This is a genomic window from Flavobacterium poyangense, from assembly GCF_011751075.1.
GTDB lineage: Bacteria > Bacteroidota > Bacteroidia > Flavobacteriales > Flavobacteriaceae > Flavobacterium > Flavobacterium poyangense.
In genome coordinates, this window is sequence record NZ_JAALLN010000003.1 from 1 (window position 1) to 26,896 (window position 26,896).

Sequence of the window (26,896 nt, forward strand, 5' to 3'; positions counted from 1 at the left end):
ACTGGAACAGAACGAATTCTATTCCAGTTTAATTATTTTAAAATATTAATCCAGTCAACCTTTTTCAGGACTACTCATATATAACTAACGGATAAGTTTTTTGAGTATGTCAAAATATTTTTAAGTAGTAATTTATATCTAAAAGCAAATGATACATTTTATATTTCCTTATTTTTGAGTTATGAAACAACTGCTACTTCTATTTTTGCTTTCGCCATTTGTAATATGGTCGCAATCTAATTTTGAAAAGGGAGAAAAATTGTTTCACGCTAAAAAATACGATGAAGCTCAGAGTATCTTCGAAGAGATTTTGAAAACCAAACCATCAGATGTAAAGGCAATGGAATATTTAGGAGACATTGCTGCTTACAATAAATCTTGGGAAGAAGCGGTAGACTATTATAAAAAACTAAAAGAATTAAAACCTTCTGAAGCTAATTATTATTTTAAGTATGGAGGTGCACTCGGAATGCGTGCTTCAGAAGTCAACAAATTTAAAGCTTTAGGAATGGCAGGCGAAGTGAGAGAGTCGTTTGAAAAAGCAATAGCACTCAATCCTAAGCACATTCAGGCCCGTTGGGGATTAATCGAATATTATTTACATTTACCCGGTATTTTTGGAGGAAGTGAGGCTAAGGCAATTGCATATTCAGTAGAGTTAATGCAATTATCTGTCGTAGACGGATATTTGTCCAGAGGGAGGATTGAAGAGTATTTTAAACGATATAGCTCGGCTGAAAAATATTATATAAAAGCGAATGAAATTGGTAAATCAAAAACTACATTTCAAAAATTATATAATTTATATTTGAACAAATTAAAAGACCCAAAAAAGGCTCGCGAGTTAAAACAAAAATTCGAAACTTAATAGCTAGATTTTTAGAATATTAAGATTTGAAATTTAAGATAAATTGAAATTTAAAATGAAAACACATTTCATCGCTATAGGCGGAAGTGCCATGCATAATCTGGCATTAGCATTGCATAACAAAGGATATCAGGTTACAGGAAGTGATGATGCTATCTTCGAGCCATCAAAATCAAGGTTAGAGAAAAAAGGAATTCTTCCTGTAGCGTTAGGTTGGTTTCCTGAAAAAATCACTGCAGATCTTGATGCTATAATTTTAGGAATGCATGCAAAGGCAGATAACCCGGAATTACTAAAAGCGCAGGAATTGGGAGTGAAAATCTATTCGTATCCCGAATTTTTGTACGAGCAATCTAAAAATAAAACCCGTGTTGTAATTGGTGGTTCTCATGGTAAAACGACTATTACTTCGATGATTCTGCATGTTATGCATTATCATAATATAGAGGTAGATTATATGGTGGGGGCACAATTAGAAGGTTTTGATACCATGGTGCATCTAACAGAAGAGAATGATTTCATGGTTCTGGAAGGAGATGAGTATTTGTCTTCTCCAATAGACAGAAGACCAAAATTTCATTTGTATCAGCCTAATATTGCCTTGATTTCCGGAATTGCATGGGATCATATTAATGTTTTTCCAACATATGAGAATTATGTAGAGCAGTTTGAAATTTTTATTGGTAAAATTACAAACGGAGGTATTTTGGTGTACAACGAAAATGATCCAGAAGTAAAACGCGTTGCTGAAGCTGCAACAAATCCTATTCGAAAATTGGCCTATGAGACTCCGGAATATACAGTTAGTGACGGGGTTACTTTGTTAAAAACACCTGAAGGGGATATGCCTATTGAAGTTTTTGGAGCACATAATCTCAATAATCTGGCCGGAGCGAAATGGATTTGCCAGAACATGGGCGTTGATGAAGCTGATTTCTACGAAGCGATTGCCAGTTTTAAAGGAGCTTCTAAACGTTTGGAGAAAATCGCGGAAGGAAAAGGAAAAGTTGCCTACAAAGATTTTGCCCATTCACCAAGTAAGGTAGCTGCGACGACCAAAGCGGTAAAAGAACAATACCCGAACAGGACTTTGGTTGCTTGTTTAGAATTGCACACTTACAGCAGTTTGAATGCCGAGTTTCTGAAAGAATATGAGGGCGCTTTAGAATATGCAGATGTTGCGGTAGTGTTTTATTCTCCGGATGCGGTTAAAATCAAACAACTCGAAGAAGTGACTTACGAGCAGATTGCAAGTTCATTCAACAGAAAAGATTTAATTATTTACACCAACCCTGTTGAATTTAAGGAATACCTTTTTAATCTAAATCTCGACAACTCTGCACTACTTTTAATGAGTTCAGGGAATTACGGAGGATTAAATTTTGATGATGTTAAAGGACTGATCGAGTAGTCGTACTTTATATAATAGTAGTAAGCCAATTAGCAATTTCAATTTGTTAGTTGGCTTTTTTATTTTACATATTTGTAGTGCCCCACAATTTTATAAGCAAATAAGCAGTCTTCCAGAACCTGGCCACCACCAACATTGTGAACAATTAGATTTCGTTTTCGGTCTTTTGATTTTTTGTTGGTAACAATTCCAATATGTGGAAGTTTTTCATTAATCATCCAGGTTACGATTTCGCCAGTTTTATAAATAGAAGGATCTTGGTTTACGGAAAGTTTCTGCCCCTTTCTTTCAAAGAATACTTCAAGATTCGGAACTCTTCTATGGTCTATATTAGTGTCCGTTTTTGTCATTCCCCATTTTTCTAAATTGGGGTACTCAGAAAAGTTGGCAATCATATCCTCATGTACTTCTTTTTGCAAATCGATGCCCAATTTTCTATAGGAACGGATAATAACATCAGTGCAAACACCTTTGCTTTTAGGGACATCCCCGTTAGGATACGCTATAGAAAAATAGGCTGGATCATATTCTATTGTGGGATCAATAATCGAAATTGCAGCATCGGATAGTTTTTCTTCAAATGTTTTTGCGGTCTGATTTGTAGTAGATATCAATGCTTTGTTGTTCTCTTTTTGATGACAAGAGCCTGTTAAAATCACGAACAAAAGTATAGAAAGGTATTTCATTGTTTTTTATTTAAAATTAGAAATAATTTAAGTGAAAATGGGTGTTTATTTTTGAATGAATTTTCTTATTTTTGTGTAGATTTGTGGAATTAGATATTTACCTAAATTTTTACCAATGGAAGCAATACATTTCCCTATAAGAAACTGGTCAGAAGACGACAGACCACGCGAAAAATTAATGCTAAAAGGCAAAAGTGCTTTAAGCGATTCAGAATTAATTGCCATTTTAATCGGATCCGGTAACAGAACCGAATCGGCTGTTGATTTGAGTAAAAGAATTTTAACCACTGCTCATAGTTTAAGTACACTTGGGAAAATGTCAGTTCCGCAATTGATGAATTTTAAAGGAATAGGAGAAGCAAAAGCAATTAGTATTATTGCAGCCTTAGAATTAGGTCGCCGTCGTAGAAGTGAAGATTCTGTCGAACTAATCAAAATTACATCAAGTAAGTTGGTGTTTGAAATGATGCAGCCCATTATTGGAGATTTGCCGCATGAGGAGTTTTGGGTGCTTTTTCTGAATAATTCAAATAAAGTCATTTCTAAATCACAACTAAGTAAAGGTGGTATAGCTGGTACAATTGTTGACGTACGTTTAGTTTTTAAATTAGCTTTAGAAAAGGGGGCTACAGGCTTAATTTTGTGCCACAATCATCCTTCAGGGGCATTAAAACCCAGTGATGCAGATAAAAAAATTACGAAGACATTAAAACTGGCAGGGGAGAGCTTAGATGTTAAAGTTTTAGACCATTTGATTATTACTGAAACAAAATATTATAGTTTTGTAGATGAAGGAATCTTTTAATATATGAATACTACTATTACCGATATTTTTTTTGATTTAGACCATACACTTTGGGATTTTGATAAAAATTCTGAGATGACCTTTGATCGTATTTTCAAAGAGAAATTTCTAAGCATAAACACGGCCGATTTTATTGATAAATATGTGCCAATCAATCAGGCCTGTTGGAAATTGTACCAACACGATAAAATCACACATCAGGAACTGCGATACAATAGACTTAAATTTTCTTTTGATGCCTTAAATTATAAGATTTCGGATGAAGATATCGATTTGATTGCCAATGATTATATCGAGCTCTTAACAGAGAATAATCATCTTTTTGATGGTGCAATTGAAGTGTTGGAGTATTTAAAGCCAAAGTACAAATTGCATATTATTACTAATGGCTTTGCTCAGGTACAGGAAAAAAAAATAAATAATGCAGCTCTTGGGGGATATTTTAGCACTATCACTAATTCGGAGTTAGCGGGTGTAAAAAAGCCAAATAGTGTTATCTTTGATTATGCCCTTAATTTGGCTCAAACTTCCAAAGAAAATAGTATTATGATAGGAGACGATCTTGATGCGGATATTAATGGTGCTTTAAATGCCGGTTTGGATGCAATCTTTTTTAATGATAAAATGATTGAGGCTCCGACAAATTTTAAACAAGTAAATCATTTATTAGAACTTAAAAAATATTTATAATTATGAAAGTTAAATTTTTACTGACGGCACTTTTATTTTCGGTTATGGGATTTTCACAATCTGTTAATGATTATAAAGCTGTCATTATTCCTCTGAAATACGATTTTATTAAAACTGACAATCAGTATAGATTAGCAACAAGAACGAAATCAAATTTGCTTAGTGCCGGTTTCAATGCATTTTATATCAATGAAGAAATGCCCGGAGAGTTAAACGATCGTTGTCAACTTTTATATGTTGATGTAAAAAAGCAGGGTGGTTTTTTAGTTACGAAGCTTTTTGTTGAATTAAAAGACTGTTACGGAAAAGTGATTTATAGTTCAGAGATTGGAAAAAGTAAAGAAAAAGATTATGAACTTGCGTATAGAGAAGCGCTTGATGAGGCGTTTGTCTCTGTAAAGAGTCTGAACTACAAGTATAGTGGTAAAGCTGTTGCGGCTCCTGTAGCTAAGGCAACTAATACCGCTGCGTCTTTACCTGTTGTTAGTGCAGTCGCTGTTGCTGCTCCTGTCGTTACTGCTACGCCTGTCGCAGATGTTTCAGACCCCAATTTGCTTTATGCACAGCCAACAGAAAATGGATATCAGTTAATTGATAAGACTCCAAAAGTGGTTATGAAATTGTTGAAAACCTCTCGTGCCGATTCTTTTATAGCAATAAAAGACAATGTGCAAGGGACATTAAATGCAAAAGATAATCAATGGTTTTTTGAATATTATCAAAATGATAAACTAGTGTCTGAAAAAATTTCGGTTAAATTCTAAATATAAAATTTGGTTTTAATAACCATATTTATCTTTCCAACGGTTCTTTAAAAATTCGCGGTTGCTATTCTCTCGGGAATTGCTTCCCGGATTGTAAAGAACCGTTTCTTTTATGGCATCCGGTAGAAATTCCTGTTCTGCAAAATTATTGGCATAATCGTGAGAGTATTTGTATTCATCACCATATCCCAGTTCTTTCATAAGTTTAGTTGGGGCATTTCTTAAGTGAATTGGTACCGGCAAATCTCCGGTTTGTTTCACCAATTGCTGCGCAGTCCCTATCGCCATGTACGAGGCATTGCTTTTTGGTGAAGTTGCCAGATAAATGGCGCATTGACTTAGTATGATGCGACTTTCCGGATATCCAATGGTAGAGACGGCCTGAAAGGTACTGTTAGCCATGATAAAAGCCGTTGGATTGGCATTTCCGATATCTTCACTTGACAATATAAGCATTCGCCTTGCTATAAATTTTACATCTTCACCTCCTTCTATCATTCGGGCTAACCAATAGACAGCTCCATTCGGGTCGCTGCCTCTAATTGATTTTATAAATGCGGAAACAATGTCATAATGTTGCTCTCCGGTTTTGTCATACAGAACCGTATTTTGTTGCACTAATTCAAATACACGGTCGTTTGTAATGATAATTTCTCCGTCTGCTGAGGCGTTTATTACTAACTCAAATATGTTAAGCAGTTTTCTGCCATCTCCGCCAGAAAGTCGCAATAGTGCTTCCGTTTCTTTGAGCGTTATGTTTTTTGAGACTAATTCGATATCTGTTTTTAGGGCACGATGTAGTAGGGCTTCCAGATCATATTTACTAAATGCATTTAGAATGTATACCTGACAGCGTGATAGTAATGCGGGAATAACCTCAAAACTCGGATTCTCTGTAGTGGCACCAATAAGTGTAATCCAGCCTTTTTCTACAGCAGCCAAAAGTGAATCCTGTTGGGATTTGCTAAATCTATGAATCTCATCAATAAACAAAATCGGATTTTTGGCAGTGAATAGCCCGCCGCTTTGTTTTGCCTTATCGATAACATCCCGAATATCTTTTACGCCCGAATTTATAGCACTTAAAATATAAAACGGACGTTTAGATTCTTGCGCAATAATCTGAGCTAAGGTTGTTTTTCCTGTACCCGGAGGCCCCCATAATATTAAGGAAGGAATAACTCCTCTTGAAATTTGCTGTGTCAGGGAACCATTAGGTCCAACTAAATGTGTTTGACTAATATAATCTTCTAATTTCTGTGGACGAATTCGTTCGGCTAAAGGTGCTTCCATTTTGTAAAATTACTATTTTCCATTTTAATTTTATAGTTTTTTGGGGCTATTTCCCGGAGTCGTAGGATGTCTTTTTCGATTTGTTGGGATGGATATATAAAAGAACTGTTTGTAATGGATTTACAATTGTTGATGCATAAACTTTCGGTTTGCTGACAAATTATCAGTAAATTGTATTTGGATAGTTTTTTGATGATTAGCTAATAGAACTGACTATTATACCCTTATGAACGACAATCACTTTAAATTTTCAACTGCTGTAATTGGTCTGCCTTTACTTTTTGTGCTTTCACTATGGATTGTCTACTGGTTTCAAATTCGTTTTGATTTAGATTTTTATCAAAATGGCATTTACCCTCGCGATTTTTCAGGGCTTCAAGGAGTTTTATTTAGTCCTTTTATTCATGAGAATTTGAGACATTTGTATAATAACTCTATTCCACTGTTTGTGTTATTGGCTGCGCTGCAATTTTTTTATCCCAAACAAACTTTAGCTGTTATTACCTATGGGATTTTGTTATCGGGATTTATTACCTGGTTGATCGGTCGTGAGAATTATCATATTGGAGCCAGCGGGTTGATTTATGTTTTGGTTAGTTTTATTTTCTTCAAAGGAATTCAGACAAGGTATTATCGTTTAGTGGCACTTTCGTTTGCTGTTGTTTTGTTGTATGGAGGTATGATTTGGTATGTTTTTCCGGATATAGATCAATCCATTTCGTGGGAGGGGCACTTGGCAGGGTTTATTACTGGTTTTGTTCTGACTTTGTTTTATAAAACCCCTGAATATGCAAAGCCGATATTTTACGATTGGCAGAAACCGGATTTCAAGCCGGAAGAGGATCCATTTATGAAACATTTTGATGAAAATGGAAATTTTGTAAATACGGAGATTTTAGTAGAGGAGGAGCCAGAGGTGATTTCGGGTTATTTTAATTCCAATGTTTTGGTTAATTATACCATTAGAAAAAAAGAGGATACAGACGAAATGGCATAATTTTGACAGGTTGAGATTTGTCTTTATAAAATCAGTGTTTTTGTATTAAAGGTTTAATGCTTAAACGTTTAATTGTGAAAAAAACAAGCTTACTGATTCTGGCCGTTTTATTTTCTGTATCGCTTGTAGCACAATGCGAAATTCATAATAAAGTACTGGCAGACGGGTCTATGTTGTATTGTCCGGATGCTTTCTCGGGCTTTGAAGTTGTTTCTGCCGATATTATATTAAGGAGACAGAGTTTATTAGAAATTATGTCTTCAAATTGCTCAATTTCGGGAACATCCTTGTTGTCGTAATAAGCTACAAAGCCAGAAGGCTTTCATCTGGGAGTTAAATAATAATTCCTCCAAAGTCTAAAATGACCTTTGTACATTATTTTCGAAAAGATTTGAAGAGAATTCTGCTGCTATACAAGTTGGCAATATCTAATTCTGTAGACCATTTTTCGTTTAGAGTGCGCGTAAACTGGATTTCATACCAAAACTGATTGTAGGTGCTATTTTGTCCATAACAGTAATTTGAAAGTACTGTTATGGATAAAAGTATAAATGGTTTATTAGGAATCGTTTTAATGGTAAGTAAGAATGCATTCGATTTTAAGTTAAAATTATTCATTACCAATCTAAAATCTAAACTTCTAATTTATTTAGCTTCTTTGTCTAACGGCCTCATATAAGAATGCTCCACAGGCGACAGAAACATTTAAAGAGCCAATCGTTCCAAACATTGGAAGTTTTGCTTTTTCATCTACAATTTTAAGTACAGATGGATTTATTCCGCGGTCTTCAGATCCCATTATTATCGCAATAGGTTCGTTTAAAGACAGATCATAAAGAGTTTGTTCTGTTTTTTCAGTAGCTGCGACAGTTTTGATTCCTGAACCTTGTAAATAAAAGATGGCGTCTTTTATATGTTCAACTTTACAGATAGGGACATTAAAAACAGCACCGGCCGATGTTTTAACAGTATCTCCATTTACAGGAGCTGATCCGGCTTTTTGTACAATGATTCCATTTACGCCAGTACATTCAGCAGTACGGATAATGGCACCAAAATTTCTTGCATCAGAGATTTGGTCCAATATTAAAAATAAAGGTTTGCTGCCTGATTCGATTGTGGATTCAACCAAATGTTCTAAATCAATAAAACCAATAGGAGAAATCGTCGCTACGGCTCCCTGGTGATTGTTTGGTGTCAGTCGGTTTAGTTTTTCTACGGGAACATAGGAAAAATTTATGTTGGCGCGTTTCATCACCTTCATTAAATCTTTCATCAGCTCGCCGGAAATTTCTTTTTGGATGAATACTTTGTCTACTTCTTTACCTGCCTGAATTGCTTCTATAATGGCTCTAATTCCAAATATTTGATGTTCTTTTTCCATAGGGCAAATATAGGTATAATGTTGCTATAAAAAAAAACCACTCTGAATGAACAGAGTGGTTTAGTATGTTTATTTTGAGAATAAAATTAGAATTTATCCCAGAATAATTTTGTTGTCAATAAATCTCCACCGATAGCTGTAGATGCAGCTTTCCAGTTTGCGTTATTTACTTGTTGTTCAAGTACAGGGTATGTCATTCTCACCGGAACTTTACCACCAGCATTGTTAATTGCAGTTGGAGGAGCCAATAAAACCGGGAAGTCTAATCTTCTCCAGAAGTTCCATGAAGTTAACCCTTGATTAAACATCGCTACCCAAGCTTGCTCTCCAAGTGATTTTTTCCAGTTTGCCGGATCAAATGGTTTTGTAGCAAGATAAGCTGTAGCTTCAGCAGGAGTACCGCCCCATTCTGTAATAGATGCTGTAACTGCCGCGTCATAAGATGCTGCCGCTGCCGCTGTGTTCCAACGGGCATTTGCCTCAGCAACGTAGAAAGCAACTTCGGTAAAGTTTAAGATAGTACCAGGTGTTGTTGAAGTATAAGCAAATCCGCCAATATTAGAAACACTTCCAAACTCAGCACCTTCACCAATTGTCTGACCTTTGTAACCACCACCTGCTACTTCGTCGTAATAGTGACTAATTCTAGGGTCGCTAGACGCGTTCATGTAGTCAACCAATGTCTTTCCAGCAAAGAAATCATCTCTACCACTTGCAGAAAGATTTTCATACAACGGATTGTAGTTTGGTGATGCATCGAAATATTGTAACTGAGCGTTATCGGCAGGAGATGTCATTACTCCTGCAGCAATAGCAGCTGTTGCAGTAGTTTGTGCTAAAGTTGGGTTAGCATCCGCGATTCCTATTGCTAATTTTAATTTTAAAGAATTTGCAAATACACGCCATTTTGCCGGACTCCCACCGTAAAGTTTGTCACCTCCATCAAAAGTACCGAATCCAACAGCACTATTGTCTAAATTAGCTATATCAGTGTTAACTCTTGCGATTAAGTCACTGTAAATAGTAGCAGCATCGTCATATACTGGTAATGGATATGCAATAAGATTTGCAGCTTGAGTGTAAGGAATATTACCAAAAGTATCTACTAAAATTTGATAAGTGTAAACCTGCATCAGGTCAATAATAGCTAGTTGGTTCTTTTTGTTTTTTGGCCAACCTGCTATCTCCGTTGGAGCAGGATCGTATACGTTAATGATTTCTTTAGCTTTACCTAAATTGTTTAAGACGTTTACATAATTTAGTAAAAAGATATTGTTAGAAACATTTCTGTTGGTAAAATCGTAATTACTCTCGTTTACATAAGTGGTCTCTTGCCAATACTGCATCGTTAACCTGAAGTTGTTTTCGTTCACACTCGGGGTGTTCAGGTAGTCACTTAGCTCTTTTTGTGAGTAAGTAATCAACGATCCAGGCACAGTGGTATAAGCGCTATTTGGGTCTGTATTTGTGTCCTCATTAACACAAGCTGTCATCGACAGACCTATTGCTAATATTGCTATGATTTTTTTCATTTTCATTTTTTTTAAAAATTAACTTTGACATTAAAAGAAATATTTCTAGTTGTCGGCATAGGTCCAGATTGGTATCCTTGTGTGTTACCAGAAGATAATCCGGCCTCTGGGTCTGCATATGGCAAACTTTTGTCAATGATCCAAAGGTTGTTACCTATTATGCTAAATGAAGCTCCTTTTACAGATTTTCCTAAAATACTTTCAGGTAGGTTGTAGGTAAGAACTACCTCTCTTAATTTTACAAATCCTGCATCGTAAATAAATTCTTCAGCTGGTGGATCTGTTCCTAAAACCTGGCTTGATTGTGATTTGTCTAATCTGGTTGTGTTTTTAATGTACTGTGGTTGGTTTCCTCCTGGAGTATAAGCAGGGTTAGCCATAACACCATCTAATATCACCCCTCCATTGTTTACTAGAGTGTTTCTTACAGGGAATCCTAGATCATTGTTTCCAACTGAATTAGCATAAATACCAGTTCCATATCCATAATATTGATCAAGAGAGAAGATTTCTCCACCTTTTCTGATGTCAATTAAGAAGCTGAAAGAAAGATTTTTGTAGTTGAATTTATTGTTAATACCACCAGTCCAGTCAGCTTGGTAAGTTCCTAGTTTGTTGTCAGTTGTAGTTGAAACTAAGTAAGCACCATTGCTACCGATAATTTTGTTTCCAGCATCATCGCGTACAAAAGTAGTTCCCCAAATTTGTCCGTAATCTTGATTAAGAGGAGCATTGATACTAATACCACCTTGTAACGAGTTAATGTTGATGTTTTCGATACCTGGAGCTAATTTCGTAACTTTAGTATTTGGGTTAGCCCAGTTTATGTTTACGTCCCAAGAGAAATTATCTGTTTTAATAGGGGTAGCATTAAGGGAAACCTCAAAACCTTTTGTAGTCAATGTACCAGCGTTAACTGTATTAAATGGTGATCCGGTAGCTGTTGATACAGGAAGTGGTAAAATCTGATCGTATGCTTTGTTTTGGAACCAAGCCACATCAAATCCAAGTCTGTTTTTTGCAAATTGCATGTTCAAACCTAACTCGACGTTATCTAATTGTTGTGGTTTTAGGTTTGCGTTTTTCTTAGTAGTATTGAAAGAATAAACTGCAGTTCCGAATGGATTTCTGGCAGTGTAAGTATCCAATAATTGGTTTGGATCAGTGTCAGAACCTACTTGAGCGTAAGCTGCTCTGAATTTACCAAAATTGATGAATTCTACATCTTTTAACCAGTTAGAGAAAACAACACTTCCTGATATTGCAGAATACCAATAGTCATTGTTGTCTTGTGGTAAAGCAGAAGACTCATCTCTTCTTACAGAACCTTCAAGGTAGTAAGTTCCTTTGTAGCCTAAAGTTGCTTGTCCGAATAAACCAAGTACTTCTTTTCTTGTATCAACAATTCTAGGTAGTGCAGGAGCTGATACTGAGTTAGAAATAGTATACAATCCAGGGATATATAATCCACCTGAAGTCATTTGTTGGTTAATAAATCTGCTTTGTACGTTATAGTTAGTTCCTAAAACTACGTTAAGATTTAAGTTTTCGCTTAGGTCTTTTTTATAAGTTGCTAAGAAGTCATAGTTTTGCTCGCTGAAATCATAGATATCTAAAGCGTAACCTGATGGCTGAACTGGTAAGTTTTGACCATTTGAATTTGATCCAAGAGTTGCAGGAATAGATCCAACAGCAATTCTGTCTTCAGTTCTCATTGTGAAACCGTCAGTACCAACTCTACCTGTAAAACTTAAGTTTTTAGTAGCATCATAAGTTATACTTGCATTGGCAGCAAATCTTTTTCTGCTGTCGTTATTGTAATTCTGATATCTTGTGAAGTAAGGGTTGTCCCAATATTGCGGAGCAATATCAGCAGCACTTTTAATGTTCCAAGTATAGTTTTGGTGACCTAATTCGTAAAGTTGTTTTTGTTCTTTAAGGTCAACGTTTGTTGCCCACCATTGTCTGAAACCAGCGATATTGTTTCCTCCGTAACCAGTAGTATTTCTATTTCTGGTGTTTTGTGATACGTAAGTAGCGTTGAAAGTTGAACTTAATTTGTCGTTAAACTTATAAGTTGCACTTGCGTTAAAGTTGTTTTTACTTAACAAAGCATTAGGTAAGATGTCACTGCTGTTTGTGTTAGCATAAGTTAATCTGTAAGTCGCTTTTTCAGTTCCACCGTTTAACGAGATGTTGTTGATAGTAGATGTTGCAGTCTCGAAAAATTCGATTGGACCATTTTTAGCAGCTACCCATGGAGTTCTTTGACCGTTTGTTGGTGAGCCCGGAATAAAAGCGCCGTATTGCCAAACTAGTGAACCGTCAAATTTTGGTCCGTAAGAAGCATCATGTCCAGTTATCGATCTCGGTTGCCCTTGATACGATGAAAATCTTTGTCCTAAATATCCTTGACCGTATTCGCTTTGGTATTCAGGGAATGTTTTTTTGTCTACAGTAGACATAGTGTAAGAAGATGAAAATTCTACAGCTAAGTCAGTTCTTGCTTTTCCTTTTTTGGTTGTGATAATAATTGCACCGTTTTGTGCTCTGGAACCGTAAAGAGCTGTTGCAGCAGCACCTTTTAGTACGTTGATGTCAGCAATGTTATTTGGGTTGATATCAGAAGCAGCGTTTCCGAAATCGTAACCACCTCTACCGCTTTTTTGGTCAGCACTGTTTACGTTACTGTTCAAAATTGGCACACCGTCAACTACAAATAGAGCCTGGTTGTCTCCCAAAAGTGATTTGAAACCTCTAAGAACTACGTTTGTAGATCCACCGAAGTTAGTACCATTGGTTACGTTAAGACCAGCTACTTTTCCAGATAAGTTGTTTACAAAGTTTCCAGTAGGAACAGTTGATACTTGTTCAGCACTTACTTGTTGTGCAGAGTATCCAAGAGATTTTTTCTCTCTTTTAATACCTAAAGCTGTTGTTACAACAACCGCTTCAAGTTCATTAGCATCTGCGCCTAATTTTACATTAATCGAAGATGAACTTGCAGATACTTCTTGAGTTTTCATCCCAATGTAGCTGAATACCAAAACTTGGCTTGTTGATGCTTTGATAGAGAATTTACCATCAAAATCAGTTTGTGTCCCAGATTTTGTTCCTTTGATCAATACACTCACCCCTGGTAGAGGCATTCCTGTATTGTCAGAAACCATTCCCGAAACAACTCTTTCTTGCGCGAAAGTTAGTTGCGCCACTAGTACTATGAACAGTACTAGCAATCCATTGAACTTTAGTTTCATTTTTAAATATTTTGAATTAGTATCGCAAAACTCTTAATAATTTGTTAACTTTCCTAATAAATAAAAATCTTTTTTTGATAAACGCTAAAATTTAACATTATAACATATGTTTATAATACTGTTATATAATTGCATTTCCTGTATATTCTCGCCTCCATTGGTCATCGTAATTTTTAATAAACCGTTTTTTGTTTGAACAGCTGTTCCGATTCCGATTCCTGTTAATTTTTTGATTTTGTTTTTGCTTGAAGTGTTTGTGAGGTCTTGGTATAAGCCGTAATCAATGATAGAATTCAGATATAAGTTTTTGGAGACTATATATCTGTATTCTGTAAGAATTAAGGTGTTGAAATTTGCTTGTAAACTGTTTTCTAAAAAACCTCTTATAGAGTTAATTCCACCGAAGCGATAGAGTTCGTTTGAGATGTAATTTTTACTTTTTAAATAAAAATTTTGTGAATTAATACTAATAAAATTCTTCTCATTTAACTCAAAATTATAAGAAATGTCCAGATTAGTGAAGAACTGTATGCTGGATTCTGCTGTGTTGGGATTGTTGTTTGTATCTCTTTTTCCGTAGCCAATTATGAAGTTTATGAAAGCTTTTTTTGGAAAAAGATTGTTGATAGGATCTGTTTTTTTGTACTCAAAAGTAGAAGTGGTGTAGGAGTTGTTGTAATCGCTTATTGATGAGTTGTTTGTGTTCTGAATATCGCTTGATTCGGTTGCTTGATAACCTAAATATATTTTGGAGTTGTAGTTGATGTAGTACCCTAAATCTATAGCCGTTTTTGTGTTTTGAAATGTGCTGTCTTGCTTGAATATGTTGAGTTGAGCTTTTATTCCTAATGAAGTTTTAAAAATGTATGGAAGTTCAAGTTTGGTGTTGAAAGTCTTTTGTTGGTTACCATCGCTTTTCCAGTACAATGAAAATTTTTCCCCGGAATGAAGAATGTTTTGCAAGGTAATATCGAGATATCCGTTAAGGTTGATTTTTTTGTCTTCGTCATTGGAGAAACCTATGTAACCGTCAAAAGTGTTGGCTTTTCTTTTTTCGATGTAAGTATAGATTTTTGTTGAATCATTGGTGAATAGTATTTCGGGATATTTTGGCTGTGTAATAAATTCAAAGCTGTTTAGGTCTTCGTATAACTGCTTTGTTATTTCTTGATTAAAAGTTTTGTTAACGTATTTTTTGTTTAATTGTTTTAAATGGCCTTTTGGGAAAAAATCTTTTCCGTTGTTGTTTGTGTAATTGAGAATAATGGAATTTAGGGTTCGTTTTTTTTCGGATTTAAAGTTTAAGTCGGCGTAAATAGATGTGTTTTTTCTTGTGATATTTTCAAGTTTTATTTTGCTTAAGGCGTAGCCTGATTTTTCTGCTTCAATTGTTTTTTGATTTAGATAGTTTTCAATCTCTGTGTAAGGAATGATTAGGGTGTCGTTTGGGTTTTTTGGCGATTTGAAGAAGGTGTTATTTTTACCTATATATATATGCGCGAGCTTTATTTGTTTTTTGAGATTTATGATTGCTAAATAAGTGCTATCGTTTAATTTGTTGTTTTCTAGTATTTTATTGTCTAAATATCCTTTTTGAGAAAGTTTTTTTGAGCTGCTGTTAATTTCGTCAAACAACGATTTTATGTTGCTGTGTTTTGTTTGGTAATTGAGTGAGTCGATCGTTTGGTTTTCGGTGGGATTGGTTCCTTCTATTTTTAAATAAAAGTTTTGTGCATGACAGCTTAGTCCGTAAAAGAGAATTAATATGTTTAAAAGCTGTTTCAAGTGTGAAATGAAATTTGTTGATTGTGTTGCAAATATCTATTGTTTGTTTGTAAAAACATAAGTATAAATAATGTTATTGAAAATTAATGAATTAACGTTTGTATAGTGAAAAATATTTTATACATTTGCAACCCCGTAAAAAGCGGGAATTTAATAAACATAATAATTTTTAGTATTAATTATGCCAACAATTCAACAATTAGTAAGAACAGGAAGAACTCAGATCACTAAGAAGAGTAAATCGGTTGCTTTAGATTCTTGTCCTCAAAGAAGAGGGGTTTGTACGCGTGTTTACACTACTACACCAAAAAAACCAAACTCTGCAATGCGTAAAGTTGCGCGTGTACGTTTGACAAATGGTAATGAAGTGAATGCTTACATCCCAGGAGAAGGACACAATCTACAAGAGCACTCGATAGTATTAGTGCGAGGTGGAAGGGTAAAAGATTTACCAGGTGTTAGATATCATATCGTTCGTGGAGCGCTTGACACGTCAGGAGTTGCAGGAAGAACGCAAAGAAGATCTAAGTACGGTGCTAAACGCCCAAAAGAAGCAAAAAAGTAATTTAAAACGTTAAGAGTTGGAGGTTAGGAGTTAAGAGTTACCGGTAGAAAACGAAAGTCGAAAATCTGTAACACATAACATTTAACGGATAACCTATAACTTTTTATTAAAAAAAAGACATGAGAAAAAGAGCGGCAAAGAAAAGACCACTTTTACCAGATCCAAGGTTTAATGACCAATTGGTAACGCGTTTTGTAAACAACTTAATGTGGGATGGTAAAAAATCTACAGCTTTCAAAGTATTTTATGATGCAATTGATATCATCGAATCTAAAAAGCAAAATGATGAAAAAACTTCATTAGAAATCTGGAAAGATGCTTTAACAAACGTTATGCCTCACGTAGAAGTACGTAGCCGTAGAGTTGGTGGAGCTACATTCCAAATTCCAATGCAGATTCGTCCGGACAGAAAAATTTCTATGGCAATGAAGTGGTTAATACTTTATTCAAGAAGAAGAAATGAAAAATCTATGGCACAACGTTTAGCGTCAGAATGTTTAGCTGCGGCTAAAGAAGAAGGTGCGGCGGTTAAGAAAAGAATGGATACTCACAAAATGGCAGAAGCTAACAAAGCTTTCTCTCACTTTAGATTTTAATTCGTAAAGAAATGGCTAGAGATTTAAAATATACAAGAAATATCGGAATTGCTGCTCACATTGATGCTGGTAAAACAACAACTACTGAGCGTATTCTTTTTTATACTGGAAAGTCACACAAAATTGGTGAGGTACACGATGGTGCTGCAACAATGGACTGGATGGCACAAGAGCAAGAAAGAGGTATTACAATTACTTCTGCTGCTACAACTTGTACTTGGAATTTTCCAACTGAGCAAGGTAAAACTTTACCTAATTCGTTGCCATACCACTTTAATATTATTGATACTCCTGGACACGTTGACTTTACTGTAGAGGTAAACCGTTCTTTGCGTGTACTTGATGGTTTGGTTTTCTTATTTAGTGCTGTTGATGGTGTTGAGCCTCAGTCAGAAACTAACTGGAGACTTGCTGATCAATATAGAGTTCCTCGTATGGGATTCGTAAACAAAATGGACCGTCAAGGTGCTAACTTTTTAGGAGTATGCGGACAGGTTAAAGATATGTTGAAATCGAATGCGGTTGCAATTACTTTGCCTATTGGTGACGAGGCTGATTTCAAAGGTATTGTTGACTTAGTAAAAAATCAAGCTATTGTATGGCATGATGAAACTCAAGGAGCTACTTTTGATATCGTTGATATCCCGGCTGACATGGTTGACGAGGTTAGACAATATCGTTCTATTCTTATCGAAGAAATTGCTACTTACGATGAGAATCTTTTAGATAAGTATATGGAGGATGAGAACTCTATTACTGAAGAAGAGATTAACAACGCGTTAAGAGCTGCAACTATTGACATGGCAATCATTCCTATGCTTGCTGGTTCTTCTTTCAAAAACAAAGGAGTTCAGTTCATGTTAGATGCAGTTTGTAAATATTTACCATCTCCTTTAGATAAAGAAGGTATCGAAGGTATTCACCCTGATGATGCTGATTTATTAGAAGAAGATCAAACTAAAATCTTGCGTAAGCCAGATGTAAAAGAGCCGTTTGCTGCTTTGGCATTTAAAATTGCTACTGACCCGTTCGTAGGTCGTTTAGCTTTCTTCCGTGCTTACTCTGGTCGTTTAGATGCAGGTTCTTATGTTTTAAATACTCGTTCTGGTAACAAAGAGAGAATCTCTCGTATTTACCAAATGCACGCTAACAAGCAAAATCCAATCGAATTTATTGAGGCTGGAGATATTGGAGCTGCTGTAGGATTTAAAGACATCAAAACAGGAGATACTTTATGTGATGAAAAGAATCCAATTATCTTGGAATCTATGAAATTCCCTGATCCTGTAATTGGTATCGCTATTGAGCCTAAAACTAAAGCTGACGTTGATAAAATGGGTATGGCTTTAGCGAAATTAGCTGAAGAGGATCCAACATTTACTGTTAGAACAGATGAGGCTTCAGGTCAAACTATTATCTCTGGTATGGGTGAGCTTCACTTAGATATCTTGGTTGATAGAATGAAACGTGAATTCAAAGTTGAAGTAAACCAAGGTGAGCCTCAAGTTGAGTACAAAGAAGCATTTACAAAATCTGCTCAACACAGAGAAACTTACAAGAAACAATCTGGAGGTCGTGGTAAATTCGGTGATATCGTATTTACAATTGAGCCTGCTGATGAAGTTGATGGTAAAGTTCCGGTTGGATTGCAGTTTATCAATGCTGTAAAAGGTGGTAACGTTCCTAAAGAATATATCCCGGCTGTTGAAAAAGGATTTAGAGAAGCTATGAAAACTGGTCCGTTAGCAGGTTATGCTGTAGATAGTTTGAAAGTAACTTTAACTGATGGATCTTTCCACCCTGTGGATTCTGATGCATTATCTTTTGAATTAGCTGCAAGAATGGGTTATAAGGAGTCTGGGCGTGCTGCCGGAGCTGTTATTTTGGAGCCAATCATGAAAATCGAAGTTATTACTCCTGAAGAAAACATGGGTGATATCGTAGGTGACTTGAACCGTCGTAGAGGTCAGGTAAATGATATGGGGGACAGAAACGGAGCTAAAACGATCAAAGCTGATGTGCCTTTGTCTGAAATGTTTGGTTATGTTACAACATTAAGAACATTATCTTCAGGTAGAGCTACTTCAACAATGGAGTTTTCTCACTATGCAGAAACGCCTTCTAATATTTCAGAAGCGGTAATTAAAAAAGCAAAAGGTAACGCTTAATTCTTAAGAAAATGAGTCAAAAAATCAGAATAAAACTAAAATCTTACGATCACATGTTGGTAGATAAATCTGCTGAAAAGATCGTAAAAACAGTAAAAACTACTGGAGCGGTTGTAACAGGTCCAATTCCGTTGCCAACTCACAAAAAACTTTTCACTGTATTGCGTTCTCCGCACGTTAACAAAAAAGCGAGAGAGCAATTCGAAGTAATGTCATACAAGAGATTGATTGATATTTATTCGTCTTCATCTAAAACTATTGATGCTTTAATGAAACTTGAATTGCCAAGTGGTGTTGAAGTAGAGATCAAAGTATAATTTTTTATTATATTTTATAAATAAAAAGCGGAACAGAAATGTTCCGCTTTTTTTATGGATTTAAGTTTTTTTTTAGTGGCTGATGGTTGTTTTTTGTTTTTGTAAAAACGGTGTTTGTTTTTGTGAAATGTCTTTTGTTTAGGCTGTTGGCGACGTTTTTTGATTTTTATTGTGGTGTAATTGTTGGTTGTTTTGTTGTTTCTGGCTGAAGTAATTATTTTAAATTTTTAAATCGTTGCGAGGTGTGTTGGGTCTGATTTTGGGCTTGGATTTTGATTATGAGCGATTTAATTTTCGTAACTGTTTGGTATATTCAATTTTAATAGCTACTTTTGCACTCCCTGTTTGGAAATTTCTGTTATTTTCAAATTGAAGGGAATTTTAGTAATTAATAATTAATATTTATGTCTGGGTTAATTGGTAAAAAAATCGGCATGACTAGCATTTTCGACGAAAACGGGAAAAACATTCCTTGTACAGTAATCGAAGCTGGGCCGTGTGTTGTTACCCAAGTCAGAACCAAAGGTGTTGACGGGTACGAAGCGTTGCAACTTGGTTTCGATGACAAAAACGAGAAACATTCCACTAAAGCGGCTTTAGGTCACTTTAAAAAAGCGGGAACTGTTGCTAAGAAAAAAGTCGTTGAATTTCAAGATTTTGCAACTGAACAAAAATTAGGAGATCTTATTGATGTTTCTATTTTTTCTGAAGGAGAATTTGTAGATGTACAAGGTGTCTCAAAAGGTAAAGGTTTTCAAGGGGTTGTTAAACGTCACGGATTTGGTGGTGTTGGACAAGCAACTCACGGTCAACACAACCGTTTAAGAGCGCCAGGTTCTGTGGGAGCTTCTTCTTATCCATCTAGAGTATTCAAAGGAATGCGTATGGCTGGAAGAATGGGAGGAGACAATGTAAAAGTTCAAAACCTTAGAGTTTTAAAAGTAGTAGCTGAAAAGAATCTACTTGTTATTAAAGGATGTGTTCCTGGACATAAAAACTCTTATGTAATCATTCAGAAGTAATGGAAGTAAAAGTATTAGATTTCAACGGAAAAGATACTGGAAGAAAAGTTCAACTTTCTGATTCAGTATTCGCAATTGAACCAAACAATCACGCTGTATACCTTGATGTTAAGCAATATCTTGCTAATCAAAGACAAGGTACTCACAAAGCTAAAGAAAGAGCTGAAGTGACAGGAAGTACACGTAAGATTAAAAAACAAAAAGGAACTGGTACAGCTCGTGCGGGTAGTATCAAAAATCCATTGTTTAAAGGTGGTGGAACAATTTTTGGACCAAGACCAAGAAGTTATTCATTCAAATTGAATAAAAGCTTGAAGAGATTGGCTAGAAAATCTGCTTTCTCAATCAAAGCAAAAGAGTCGAATATTATCGTTCTTGAAGACTTTAATTTTGAAACGCCAAACACTAAAAATTTCATTAACGTTTTGAAAGCTTTAGGGTTAGAGAGTAAAAAATCTTTATTTGTGTTGGGAGAGTCGAATAAAAATGTATATTTGTCGTCACGCAATTTAAAGGCTTCAAATGTCGTAACTAGCTCAGAATTAAGCACTTACGCTATCTTAAACACTAATAATTTAGTGCTTTTGGAAGGTTCTTTGGAGTTAATTGAAGAAAATTTAAGTAAATAATAGGAATATGAGTATCATTATCAGACCTATAGTAACGGAAAAAGTAACCAAAGAAAGTGAAGTTTTAAACCGCTTCGGATTCGTTGTTGACAAAAAAGCAAACAAAGTTCAGATTAAGAAAGCTGTTGAGGCTGCTTATGGAGTAACTATCGTTTCAGTTAACACGATGAACGTTAGACCGGATAGAACTACAAAATACACTAAAAGTGGTTTAATCAGTGGAAAGACAAATGCAATTAAGAAAGCGATTGTTCAAGTACAAGAAGGAGAAACAATTGATTTTTACAACAATATCTAAGATAGAAAAATGTCAGTAAGAAAATTAAAACCTATTACCCCAGGTCAGCGATTTAGAGTTGTGAATGGTTATGACGCCATTACAACTGATAAGCCGGAACGCTCTTTGATAGCGCCGATAAAAAACTCTGGAGGTAGAAATAGTCAAGGAAAGATGACCATGCGTTATACGGGTGGTGGTCACAAGCAGAGATATCGTATTATTGATTTCAAAAGAACTAAAGACGGAATTCCGGCTACAGTGAAATCAATCGAATACGATCCAAATCGTACTGCATTTATCGCTTTATTAGCTTACGCTGATGGAGAGAAAACTTATATTATCGCTCAAAACGGATTGAAAGTAGGTCAGAAATTAGTTTCTGGACCAGAGTCTCAACCAGAGATCGGTAATACATTGCCTTTAAGCAGAATTCCTTTGGGAACTGTTATATCTTGTATTGAGTTACGTCCAGGACAAGGAGCAGTTATTGCTCGTTCAGCTGGAACTTTTGCTCAGTTAATGGCAAGAGACGGGAAATATGCAACAATTAAAATGCCATCTGGTGAAACAAGATTGATCTTGTTAACTTGTTCGGCTACAATTGGAGCTGTTTCTAACTCTGACCACCAATTGGTTGTATCTGGTAAAGCAGGTAGAACAAGATGGTTAGGAAGAAGACCTAGAACTAGACCAGTAGCGATGAACCCAGTTGATCACCCTATGGGAGGTGGTGAAGGACGTTCTTCTGGAGGGCACCCACGTTCAAGAAACGGATTGCCAGCTAAAGGTTACAGAACTCGTTCTAAGAAAAACCCGAGTAACAAGTATATCGTAGAACGTAGAAAGAAATAATAAGATATGGCACGTTCATTAAAAAAAGGACCTTTCGTTCATTATAAGTTAGACAAGAAAGTTCAGGAAAACGTAGAAAGTGGTAAAAATGCAGTTGTAAAGACTTGGTCTAGAGCTTCAATGATTACTCCGGATTTCGTTGGACAAACTATCGCAGTTCATAACGGTCGTCAATTTGTACCGGTTTACGTAACAGAAAACATGGTAGGTCACAAATTAGGAGAGTTTTCACCAACTAGATCTTTTAGAGGTCATGCTGGAGCAAAAAATAAAGGTAAAAAATAAGAAGCAATGGGAGTTCGTAAAAGAGAAACAGCAGATGCGAGAAAAGAGGCTAATAAGTCTATTGCTTTCGCAAAATTGAATAACTGCCCTACTTCACCTAGAAAAATGCGCTTAGTAGCGGACTTGGTAAGAGGTCAGAAGGTAGAAAGAGCACTTAACATTTTAAGATTCAGTTCTAAAGAAGCTTCAAGAAAATTAGAAAAACTATTATTATCTGCAATCAACAACTGGGAGCAAAAAAATAGTGAAGGTAATTTAGAAGAAGCTGGATTATTTGTTAAAGAGATCAGAGTAGATGGTGGAATGATGTTGAAAAGACTTCGTCCAGCTCCACAAGGTCGTGCACACAGAATAAGAAAACGTTCTAATCACGTAACAATCGTGCTTGGAGCTATCAATAACACACAAAGCAATTCTTAAGCAGCATGGGACAAAAGACAAATCCAATTGGAAATAGACTTGGTATCATCAGAGGGTGGGACTCAAACTGGTATGGTGGAAATGATTACGGTGATAAACTTGCCGAAGATCACAAAATCAGAAAGTATATCCACGCTCGTTTATCAAAAGCTAGTGTATCAAAAGTAATCATTGAGAGAACTTTAAAGCTTGTAACCGTTACTATCACTACTGCTAGACCTGGTATCATTATCGGAAAAGGCGGACAAGAGGTAGACAAGTTAAAAGAGGAACTTAAGAAAGTTACTGACAAAGAGGTTCAAATTAACATCTTTGAAATCAAAAGACCTGAGTTAGATGCTTATCTTGTGGCGACAAGCATCGCTCGTCAAATCGAAAGCCGTATTTCTTACAGACGTGCAATCAAAATGGCTATTGCTGCTTCTATGCGTATGAACGCTGAAGGTATCAAAGTTTTGATTTCTGGTCGTTTGAATGGTGCTGAGATGGCACGTTCTGAAGGATTCAAAGAAGGTAGAATTCCTCTATCAACTTTCAGAGCTGATATTGATTATGCTTTGGCTGAAGCTCACACTACTTACGGTAGAATGGGTATCAAAGTATGGATCATGAAAGGTGAAGTTTATGGAAAGAGAGATCTTTCTCCACTTGCAGGAATGGATAAAAAACAATCCGGAACTGGTGGTGGAAAAGGTGGAGATTCTCCAAGAGGAGAAAGAAAAGCCTTTAATAAAGGTGGTAAACCAGACGCTCGTAAAAGAAAGTAAATTTTTAAACTAAAGAAAAATGTTACAGCCTAAAAGAACAAAATACCGTAAGGTACAAAAAGGTAAGATGAAAGGTAACTCTCAAAGAGGGCATGAACTTTCTAATGGAATGTTTGGAATTAAATCTGTACACGAAGATGGAATGTTCTTAACTTCACGTCAAATCGAAGCTGCACGTATCGCTGCAACTCGTTTTATGAAAAGAGAAGGACAATTATGGATTAAAATATTTCCGGACAAACCTATTACTAAGAAACCTCTTGAAGTACGTATGGGTAAAGGTAAAGGAGCAGTTGAGTATTGGGCTGCTGTTGTTAAACCAGGAAGAATTATGTTTGAAGTTGGAGGAGTTCCTTTATCAGTTGCAAAAGAGGCGTTACGTCTTGCAGCTCAAAAGCTTCCAGTAAAAACTAAGTTCGTCGTTGCTAGAGATTTCGAAGCATAATTTATATTATATTATGAAACAATCAGAAATAAAAGATCTTTCTGCAGCGGAGTTGCAAGAAAAACTTAGTCAAACTAAGAAAGTATATGCTGACCTAAAAATGGCTCACGCTATTTCTCCAATTGAAAACCCACTTCAAATTAGAAGTGTAAGAAGAACAGTTGCAAGATTGGCTACAGAGTTAACTAAAAGAGAGTTACAATAATTGTATTCTGCTGAAAGATGGAAGAAAAAAGAAATTTAAGAAAAGAAAGAATTGGTGTTGTTACTTCAAATAAAATGGACAAGTCTATTGTTATTTCTGAAGTAAGAAGAGTAAAACACCCATTATACGGTAAGTTCGTGTTGAAAACTAAGAAATATGTTGCACACGACGAAACAAACGACTGTAACATTGGAGATACTGTAAGAATTAGCGAAACGCGTCCTTTAAGTAAAACAAAATGTTGGAGATTAGTTGAAATCTTAGAAAGAGCTAAATAATTATGGTACAACAAGAATCAAGACTAAAAGTAGCAGATAACACGGGAGCAAAAGAAGTTTTAACTATCCGTGTTTTAGGAGGTACCAAAAGAAGGTATGCCTCTGTTGGTGACAAGATTGTAGTTTCTATCAAAGACGCAACTCCAAACGGAAACGTGAAAAAAGGAGCTGTTTCAACTGCAGTTGTTGTACGTACCAAAAAAGAAGTGAGAAGAGCTGATGGTTCTTATATCCGTTTCGATGACAATGCATGTGTTCTTTTGAACGCTGCAGGGGAAATGAGAGGAACTCGTGTTTTTGGTCCGGTAGCAAGAGAACTTCGTGAAAAACAATTCATGAAAATTGTATCATTAGCACCAGAAGTGCTTTAATTCGTTTTAAGATGATAAAGCTAAAAATAAAATCAGGAGATATCGTAAGAGTAATTGCCGGAGACCATAAAGGTGCTGAAGGTAAAGTTTTACGTGTTTACCGTGAGAAAAATAAAGCGATAGTTGAAGGTGTAAACATGGTTTCGAAACATACAAAACCAAGTGCTAAAAACCCTCAAGGTGGTATCGTTAAGAAAGAAGCTTCTATACAAATATCTAACATTTCACTAATTGATCCTAAAACTAAGGAAACAACTAGAGTTGGTATTAGAGTAGAAGGAGATAAGAAAGTAAGATTTTCAAAAAAATCTAATCAAGTACTATAGTAATGGCATATACACCTAGACTAAAAGAAGAATATAAGAGTAGAGTAATCTCTGCTCTTAAAGAGGAATTCGGATATACAAACGTAATGCAAGTTCCAAAATTGGAAAAAATCGTTTTGAGCCGTGGAGTTGGTGCAGCTGTATCTGATAAAAAACTTATCGACTATGCAGTAGATGAGTTAACAAAGATCACTGGACAAAAAGCAGTATCTACTATTTCAAAGAAAGACGTTGCGTCATTCAAATTGAGAAAAGGGATGCCGATTGGAGCAAAAGTTACTTTGCGTGGAGAAAGAATGTATGAGTTTTTAGATAGACTTATTACTTCTGCTTTGCCACGTGTAAGAGACTTTAGTGGTATCAAAGCTACTGGTTTCGACGGAAGAGGTAACTACAATCTTGGAGTTTTAGAGCAAATCATTTTCCCTGAAATTGATATTGACAAAGTAAACAAAATTTCAGGAATGGATATTACTTTTGTTACTACTGCAAAAACAGATAAAGAGGCAAAGTCATTATTGGCTGAATTAGGTTTACCTTTTAAAAAGAATTAAGACATGGCTAAAGAATCAATGAAAGCCCGCGAGGTTAAAAGAGAAAAAACGGTAGCGAAGTATGCTGAGAAAAGAAAAGCTTTGAAAGAAGCCGGAGATTTTGAAGGATTACAAAAATTACCTAAAAATGCTTCGCCAATTCGTTTACACAATCGTTGTAAATTAACTGGTAGACCAAGAGGGTATATCCGTCAGTTCGGTATTTCACGTGTAACTTTCCGTGAGATGGCTAATAATGGATTAATTCCAGGAGTTAAAAAAGCGTCTTGGTAATCTCGCAATAAGTTATTACTTTTGCAAACCAAAAATAATTTTAATTGATTAAAGGTTCGGGAAACGAGTGTTTCCCGAAAACCATAATCGCAATCAAATACATATGTATACAGATCCTATTGCAGATTATTTGACTAGAGTTCGTAACGCTGTGGCTGCAAACCACAAAGTTGTTGAAATTCCGGCTTCTAATCTAAAAAAAGAAATAACTAAGATCTTATTTGATCAAGGTTATATCTTAAGTTACAAATTTGAGGACAACTCTGTTCAGGGTTCAATCAAAATTGCTTTGAAGTATGACAAAGATACTAAAGAGCCTGTAATTAAAGATATCCAAAGAATTAGTAAACCAGGTTTACGTAAGTATGCCGGTGCTGCCAAATTACCTAGAATCCTTAACGGATTAGGAATTGCTATTGTTTCTACATCAAAAGGTTTGATGACTGGAAAACAAGCGAAGCAATTAAATGTAGGTGGTGAAGTAATTTGTTACGTATACTAATTTTAAACACTAGATAAAGATGTCAAGAATAGGTAAAAGCCCAATTGTAATCACTGCTGGTGTAACTGTAGAAGTTAAAGACGGTAGTATTACAGTAAAAGGAAAAAGAGGTCAACTAACTCAGGAGTTTTCGGACGTTACTGTAAAAGTTGAAGGCGATCAGATTTTAGTAGAAAGATCGTCTGATTATAAAGACCAAAGAGCAAAACACGGATTATACAGATCATTGATCAGTAACATGATTGTGGGTGTATCTGAAGGTTTTACTAAAGAACTAGAATTAGTTGGAGTAGGTTACAGAGCTTCAAACCAAGGTCAAAAGTTAGATTTAGCTCTTGGATATTCTCACAATATTGTTTTGGAAATTGCTCCTGAAGTAGTTGTTGAAACAATATCTGAAAAAGGTAAAAATCCTATCGTAAAGTTAACATCATTAGACAAACAACTTTTAGGTCAGGTTGCTGCGAAAATCAGAGGTTTCCGTAAGCCAGAGCCGTATAAAGGAAAAGGTGTTAAGTTTGTAGGAGAAGTATTAAGAAGAAAAGCAGGTAAATCAGCTTAAAAATTAA

General features: G+C 35.6%; 33 protein-coding genes. 27 read left to right on the forward strand and 6 right to left on the reverse strand.

The genetic code is table 11. The features are described from left to right. Positions 1 to 181 precede the first annotated feature (181 nt). Both G3A47_RS07895 and G3A47_RS07900 read left to right on the forward strand, forming a co-directional pair. Positions 182 to 868, forward strand: coding sequence for a tetratricopeptide repeat protein (locus G3A47_RS07895; RefSeq protein ID WP_166921644.1), 687 nt, complete (start codon positions 182 to 184; stop codon positions 866 to 868). Positions 869 to 923: 55 nt separating this feature from the next. Then, on the forward strand, positions 924 to 2,279 hold the full coding sequence (locus G3A47_RS07900) for a UDP-N-acetylmuramate--L-alanine ligase (protein ID WP_166921645.1): 1,356 nt from the start codon (positions 924 to 926) through the stop codon (positions 2,277 to 2,279). Between the two features lie 59 nt (positions 2,280 to 2,338). Here the strand turns inward: G3A47_RS07900 and G3A47_RS07905 are convergent, their stop codons facing one another. Beyond that, positions 2,339 to 2,965: a DUF1287 domain-containing protein gene (locus G3A47_RS07905; RefSeq protein ID WP_166921646.1), complete on the reverse strand. Its 627-nt coding sequence runs from the start codon at positions 2,963 to 2,965 to the stop codon at positions 2,339 to 2,341. Between the two features lie 115 nt (positions 2,966 to 3,080). On the opposite strand from G3A47_RS07905, the gene radC reads away from it, so the two are divergent. The 3 genes from radC to G3A47_RS07920 are packed head-to-tail and all read left to right on the forward strand — an operon-like array spanning position 3,081 to position 5,224. Beyond that, positions 3,081 to 3,770 (forward strand): RadC family protein, encoded by a 690-nt coding sequence (radC, locus tag G3A47_RS07910; RefSeq protein ID WP_166921647.1) that lies wholly within the window; start codon positions 3,081 to 3,083, stop codon positions 3,768 to 3,770. A gap of 3 nt (positions 3,771 to 3,773) precedes the next feature. Continuing rightward, positions 3,774 to 4,460, forward strand: a complete 687-nt coding sequence (locus G3A47_RS07915) for a YjjG family noncanonical pyrimidine nucleotidase (protein WP_166921648.1) — start codon at positions 3,774 to 3,776, stop codon at positions 4,458 to 4,460. Positions 4,461 to 4,462: 2 nt separating this feature from the next. Beyond that, positions 4,463 to 5,224 carry a hypothetical protein gene (locus G3A47_RS07920; RefSeq protein ID WP_166921649.1) on the forward strand — a complete coding sequence of 254 codons (762 nt, stop codon included), beginning with the start codon at positions 4,463 to 4,465 and terminating at the stop codon, positions 5,222 to 5,224. A gap of 15 nt (positions 5,225 to 5,239) precedes the next feature. Here the strand turns inward: G3A47_RS07920 and G3A47_RS07925 are convergent, their stop codons facing one another. Then, complete coding sequence (locus tag G3A47_RS07925) at positions 5,240 to 6,517, reverse strand: replication-associated recombination protein A (protein WP_166921650.1); 1,278 nt, start codon at positions 6,515 to 6,517, stop codon at positions 5,240 to 5,242. 226 nt (positions 6,518 to 6,743) lie between these two features. Between G3A47_RS07925 and G3A47_RS07930 the strand changes: the two genes are divergently transcribed. Together G3A47_RS07930 and G3A47_RS07935 are read left to right on the forward strand one after the other, a co-directional pair. Beyond that, entirely contained in the window at positions 6,744 to 7,514 is a 771-nt protein-coding gene (locus tag G3A47_RS07930) for a rhomboid family intramembrane serine protease (protein WP_166921651.1), read from the forward strand. 74 nt (positions 7,515 to 7,588) lie between these two features. Beyond that, complete coding sequence (locus G3A47_RS07935; RefSeq protein WP_166921652.1) at positions 7,589 to 7,813, forward strand: hypothetical protein; 225 nt, start codon at positions 7,589 to 7,591, stop codon at positions 7,811 to 7,813. A gap of 350 nt (positions 7,814 to 8,163) precedes the next feature. Here G3A47_RS07935 and rlmB read toward each other — a convergent pair whose 3' ends face one another. The 4 genes from rlmB to G3A47_RS07955 form a co-directional block, all read right to left on the reverse strand. Next, positions 8,164 to 8,898: a 23S rRNA (guanosine(2251)-2'-O)-methyltransferase RlmB gene (gene rlmB / locus G3A47_RS07940; RefSeq protein WP_166921653.1), complete on the reverse strand. Its 735-nt coding sequence runs from the start codon at positions 8,896 to 8,898 to the stop codon at positions 8,164 to 8,166. Positions 8,899 to 8,984: 86 nt separating this feature from the next. Further along, a complete protein-coding gene (locus G3A47_RS07945; protein ID WP_166921654.1) occupies positions 8,985 to 10,430 on the reverse strand; it encodes a SusD/RagB family nutrient-binding outer membrane lipoprotein in 1,446 nt (481 codons plus the stop codon). 11 nt (positions 10,431 to 10,441) lie between these two features. Further along, entirely contained in the window at positions 10,442 to 13,687 is a 3,246-nt protein-coding gene (locus tag G3A47_RS07950; protein ID WP_166921655.1) for a SusC/RagA family TonB-linked outer membrane protein, read from the reverse strand. An 84-nt stretch (positions 13,688 to 13,771) separates the two neighbouring features. Then, positions 13,772 to 15,472, reverse strand: a complete 1,701-nt coding sequence (locus tag G3A47_RS07955) for a BamA/TamA family outer membrane protein (protein WP_306783625.1) — start codon at positions 15,470 to 15,472, stop codon at positions 13,772 to 13,774. Positions 15,473 to 15,653: 181 nt separating this feature from the next. On the opposite strand from G3A47_RS07955, the gene rpsL reads away from it, so the two are divergent. From rpsL to rplF, 20 genes are all read left to right on the forward strand, one after another. Further along, a complete protein-coding gene (gene rpsL / locus G3A47_RS07960) occupies positions 15,654 to 16,037 on the forward strand; it encodes a 30S ribosomal protein S12 (RefSeq protein ID WP_007136570.1) in 384 nt (127 codons plus the stop codon). Positions 16,038 to 16,156: 119 nt separating this feature from the next. Beyond that, on the forward strand, positions 16,157 to 16,633 hold the full coding sequence (gene rpsG / locus G3A47_RS07965) for a 30S ribosomal protein S7 (RefSeq protein WP_017495022.1): 477 nt from the start codon (positions 16,157 to 16,159) through the stop codon (positions 16,631 to 16,633). Between the two features lie 11 nt (positions 16,634 to 16,644). Next, on the forward strand, positions 16,645 to 18,801 hold the full coding sequence (gene fusA, locus G3A47_RS07970; RefSeq protein ID WP_166921656.1) for an elongation factor G: 2,157 nt from the start codon (positions 16,645 to 16,647) through the stop codon (positions 18,799 to 18,801). 11 nt (positions 18,802 to 18,812) lie between these two features. Next, a complete protein-coding gene (gene rpsJ / locus G3A47_RS07975) occupies positions 18,813 to 19,118 on the forward strand; it encodes a 30S ribosomal protein S10 (protein ID WP_007803605.1) in 306 nt (101 codons plus the stop codon). 404 nt (positions 19,119 to 19,522) lie between these two features. After that, positions 19,523 to 20,140: a 50S ribosomal protein L3 gene (gene rplC, locus G3A47_RS07980; RefSeq protein WP_017495020.1), complete on the forward strand. Its 618-nt coding sequence runs from the start codon at positions 19,523 to 19,525 to the stop codon at positions 20,138 to 20,140. Continuing rightward, entirely contained in the window at positions 20,140 to 20,769 is a 630-nt protein-coding gene (rplD, locus tag G3A47_RS07985; RefSeq protein ID WP_116752684.1) for a 50S ribosomal protein L4, read from the forward strand. Before rplC ends, rplD begins: the two co-directional genes overlap by 1 nt. A 7-nt stretch (positions 20,770 to 20,776) precedes the next feature. Beyond that, positions 20,777 to 21,067: a 50S ribosomal protein L23 gene (gene rplW / locus G3A47_RS07990; protein ID WP_017495018.1), complete on the forward strand. Its 291-nt coding sequence runs from the start codon at positions 20,777 to 20,779 to the stop codon at positions 21,065 to 21,067. Between the two features lie 9 nt (positions 21,068 to 21,076). Next, on the forward strand, positions 21,077 to 21,901 hold the full coding sequence (gene rplB / locus G3A47_RS07995; protein WP_008464287.1) for a 50S ribosomal protein L2: 825 nt from the start codon (positions 21,077 to 21,079) through the stop codon (positions 21,899 to 21,901). A 6-nt stretch (positions 21,902 to 21,907) separates the two neighbouring features. Further along, a complete protein-coding gene (gene rpsS, locus G3A47_RS08000; protein WP_008464288.1) occupies positions 21,908 to 22,186 on the forward strand; it encodes a 30S ribosomal protein S19 in 279 nt (92 codons plus the stop codon). 6 nt (positions 22,187 to 22,192) lie between these two features. After that, positions 22,193 to 22,606 (forward strand): 50S ribosomal protein L22, encoded by a 414-nt coding sequence (gene rplV, locus G3A47_RS08005; protein WP_007803631.1) that lies wholly within the window; start codon positions 22,193 to 22,195, stop codon positions 22,604 to 22,606. Positions 22,607 to 22,611: 5 nt separating this feature from the next. Further along, a complete protein-coding gene (gene rpsC, locus G3A47_RS08010; protein ID WP_166921657.1) occupies positions 22,612 to 23,373 on the forward strand; it encodes a 30S ribosomal protein S3 in 762 nt (253 codons plus the stop codon). 19 nt (positions 23,374 to 23,392) lie between these two features. Further along, complete coding sequence (gene rplP, locus G3A47_RS08015; RefSeq protein ID WP_007803637.1) at positions 23,393 to 23,818, forward strand: 50S ribosomal protein L16; 426 nt, start codon at positions 23,393 to 23,395, stop codon at positions 23,816 to 23,818. Positions 23,819 to 23,831: 13 nt separating this feature from the next. Next, positions 23,832 to 24,023 (forward strand): 50S ribosomal protein L29, encoded by a 192-nt coding sequence (rpmC, locus tag G3A47_RS08020; RefSeq protein WP_031456038.1) that lies wholly within the window; start codon positions 23,832 to 23,834, stop codon positions 24,021 to 24,023. 17 nt (positions 24,024 to 24,040) lie between these two features. Next, on the forward strand, positions 24,041 to 24,301 hold the full coding sequence (rpsQ, locus tag G3A47_RS08025; RefSeq protein ID WP_089055326.1) for a 30S ribosomal protein S17: 261 nt from the start codon (positions 24,041 to 24,043) through the stop codon (positions 24,299 to 24,301). A 2-nt stretch (positions 24,302 to 24,303) separates the two neighbouring features. Continuing rightward, on the forward strand, positions 24,304 to 24,672 hold the full coding sequence (rplN, locus tag G3A47_RS08030) for a 50S ribosomal protein L14 (RefSeq protein ID WP_007803649.1): 369 nt from the start codon (positions 24,304 to 24,306) through the stop codon (positions 24,670 to 24,672). Between the two features lie 11 nt (positions 24,673 to 24,683). After that, positions 24,684 to 24,998, forward strand: a complete 315-nt coding sequence (rplX, locus tag G3A47_RS08035; RefSeq protein WP_007803650.1) for a 50S ribosomal protein L24 — start codon at positions 24,684 to 24,686, stop codon at positions 24,996 to 24,998. 2 nt (positions 24,999 to 25,000) lie between these two features. Beyond that, positions 25,001 to 25,552 (forward strand): 50S ribosomal protein L5, encoded by a 552-nt coding sequence (gene rplE / locus G3A47_RS08040; RefSeq protein WP_017495015.1) that lies wholly within the window; start codon positions 25,001 to 25,003, stop codon positions 25,550 to 25,552. Positions 25,553 to 25,555: 3 nt separating this feature from the next. Beyond that, positions 25,556 to 25,825, forward strand: coding sequence for a 30S ribosomal protein S14 (gene rpsN, locus G3A47_RS08045; protein ID WP_166921658.1), 270 nt, complete (start codon positions 25,556 to 25,558; stop codon positions 25,823 to 25,825). 103 nt (positions 25,826 to 25,928) lie between these two features. Then, positions 25,929 to 26,327, forward strand: coding sequence for a 30S ribosomal protein S8 (gene rpsH, locus G3A47_RS08050; RefSeq protein ID WP_017495014.1), 399 nt, complete (start codon positions 25,929 to 25,931; stop codon positions 26,325 to 26,327). 19 nt (positions 26,328 to 26,346) lie between these two features. Beyond that, the gene (gene rplF / locus G3A47_RS08055; protein ID WP_166921659.1) at positions 26,347 to 26,889 is read left to right on the forward strand and encodes a 50S ribosomal protein L6; all 543 of its coding nucleotides are present in this window, start codon (positions 26,347 to 26,349) and stop codon (positions 26,887 to 26,889) included. The last annotated feature ends 7 nt before the right edge of the window (positions 26,890 to 26,896 follow it).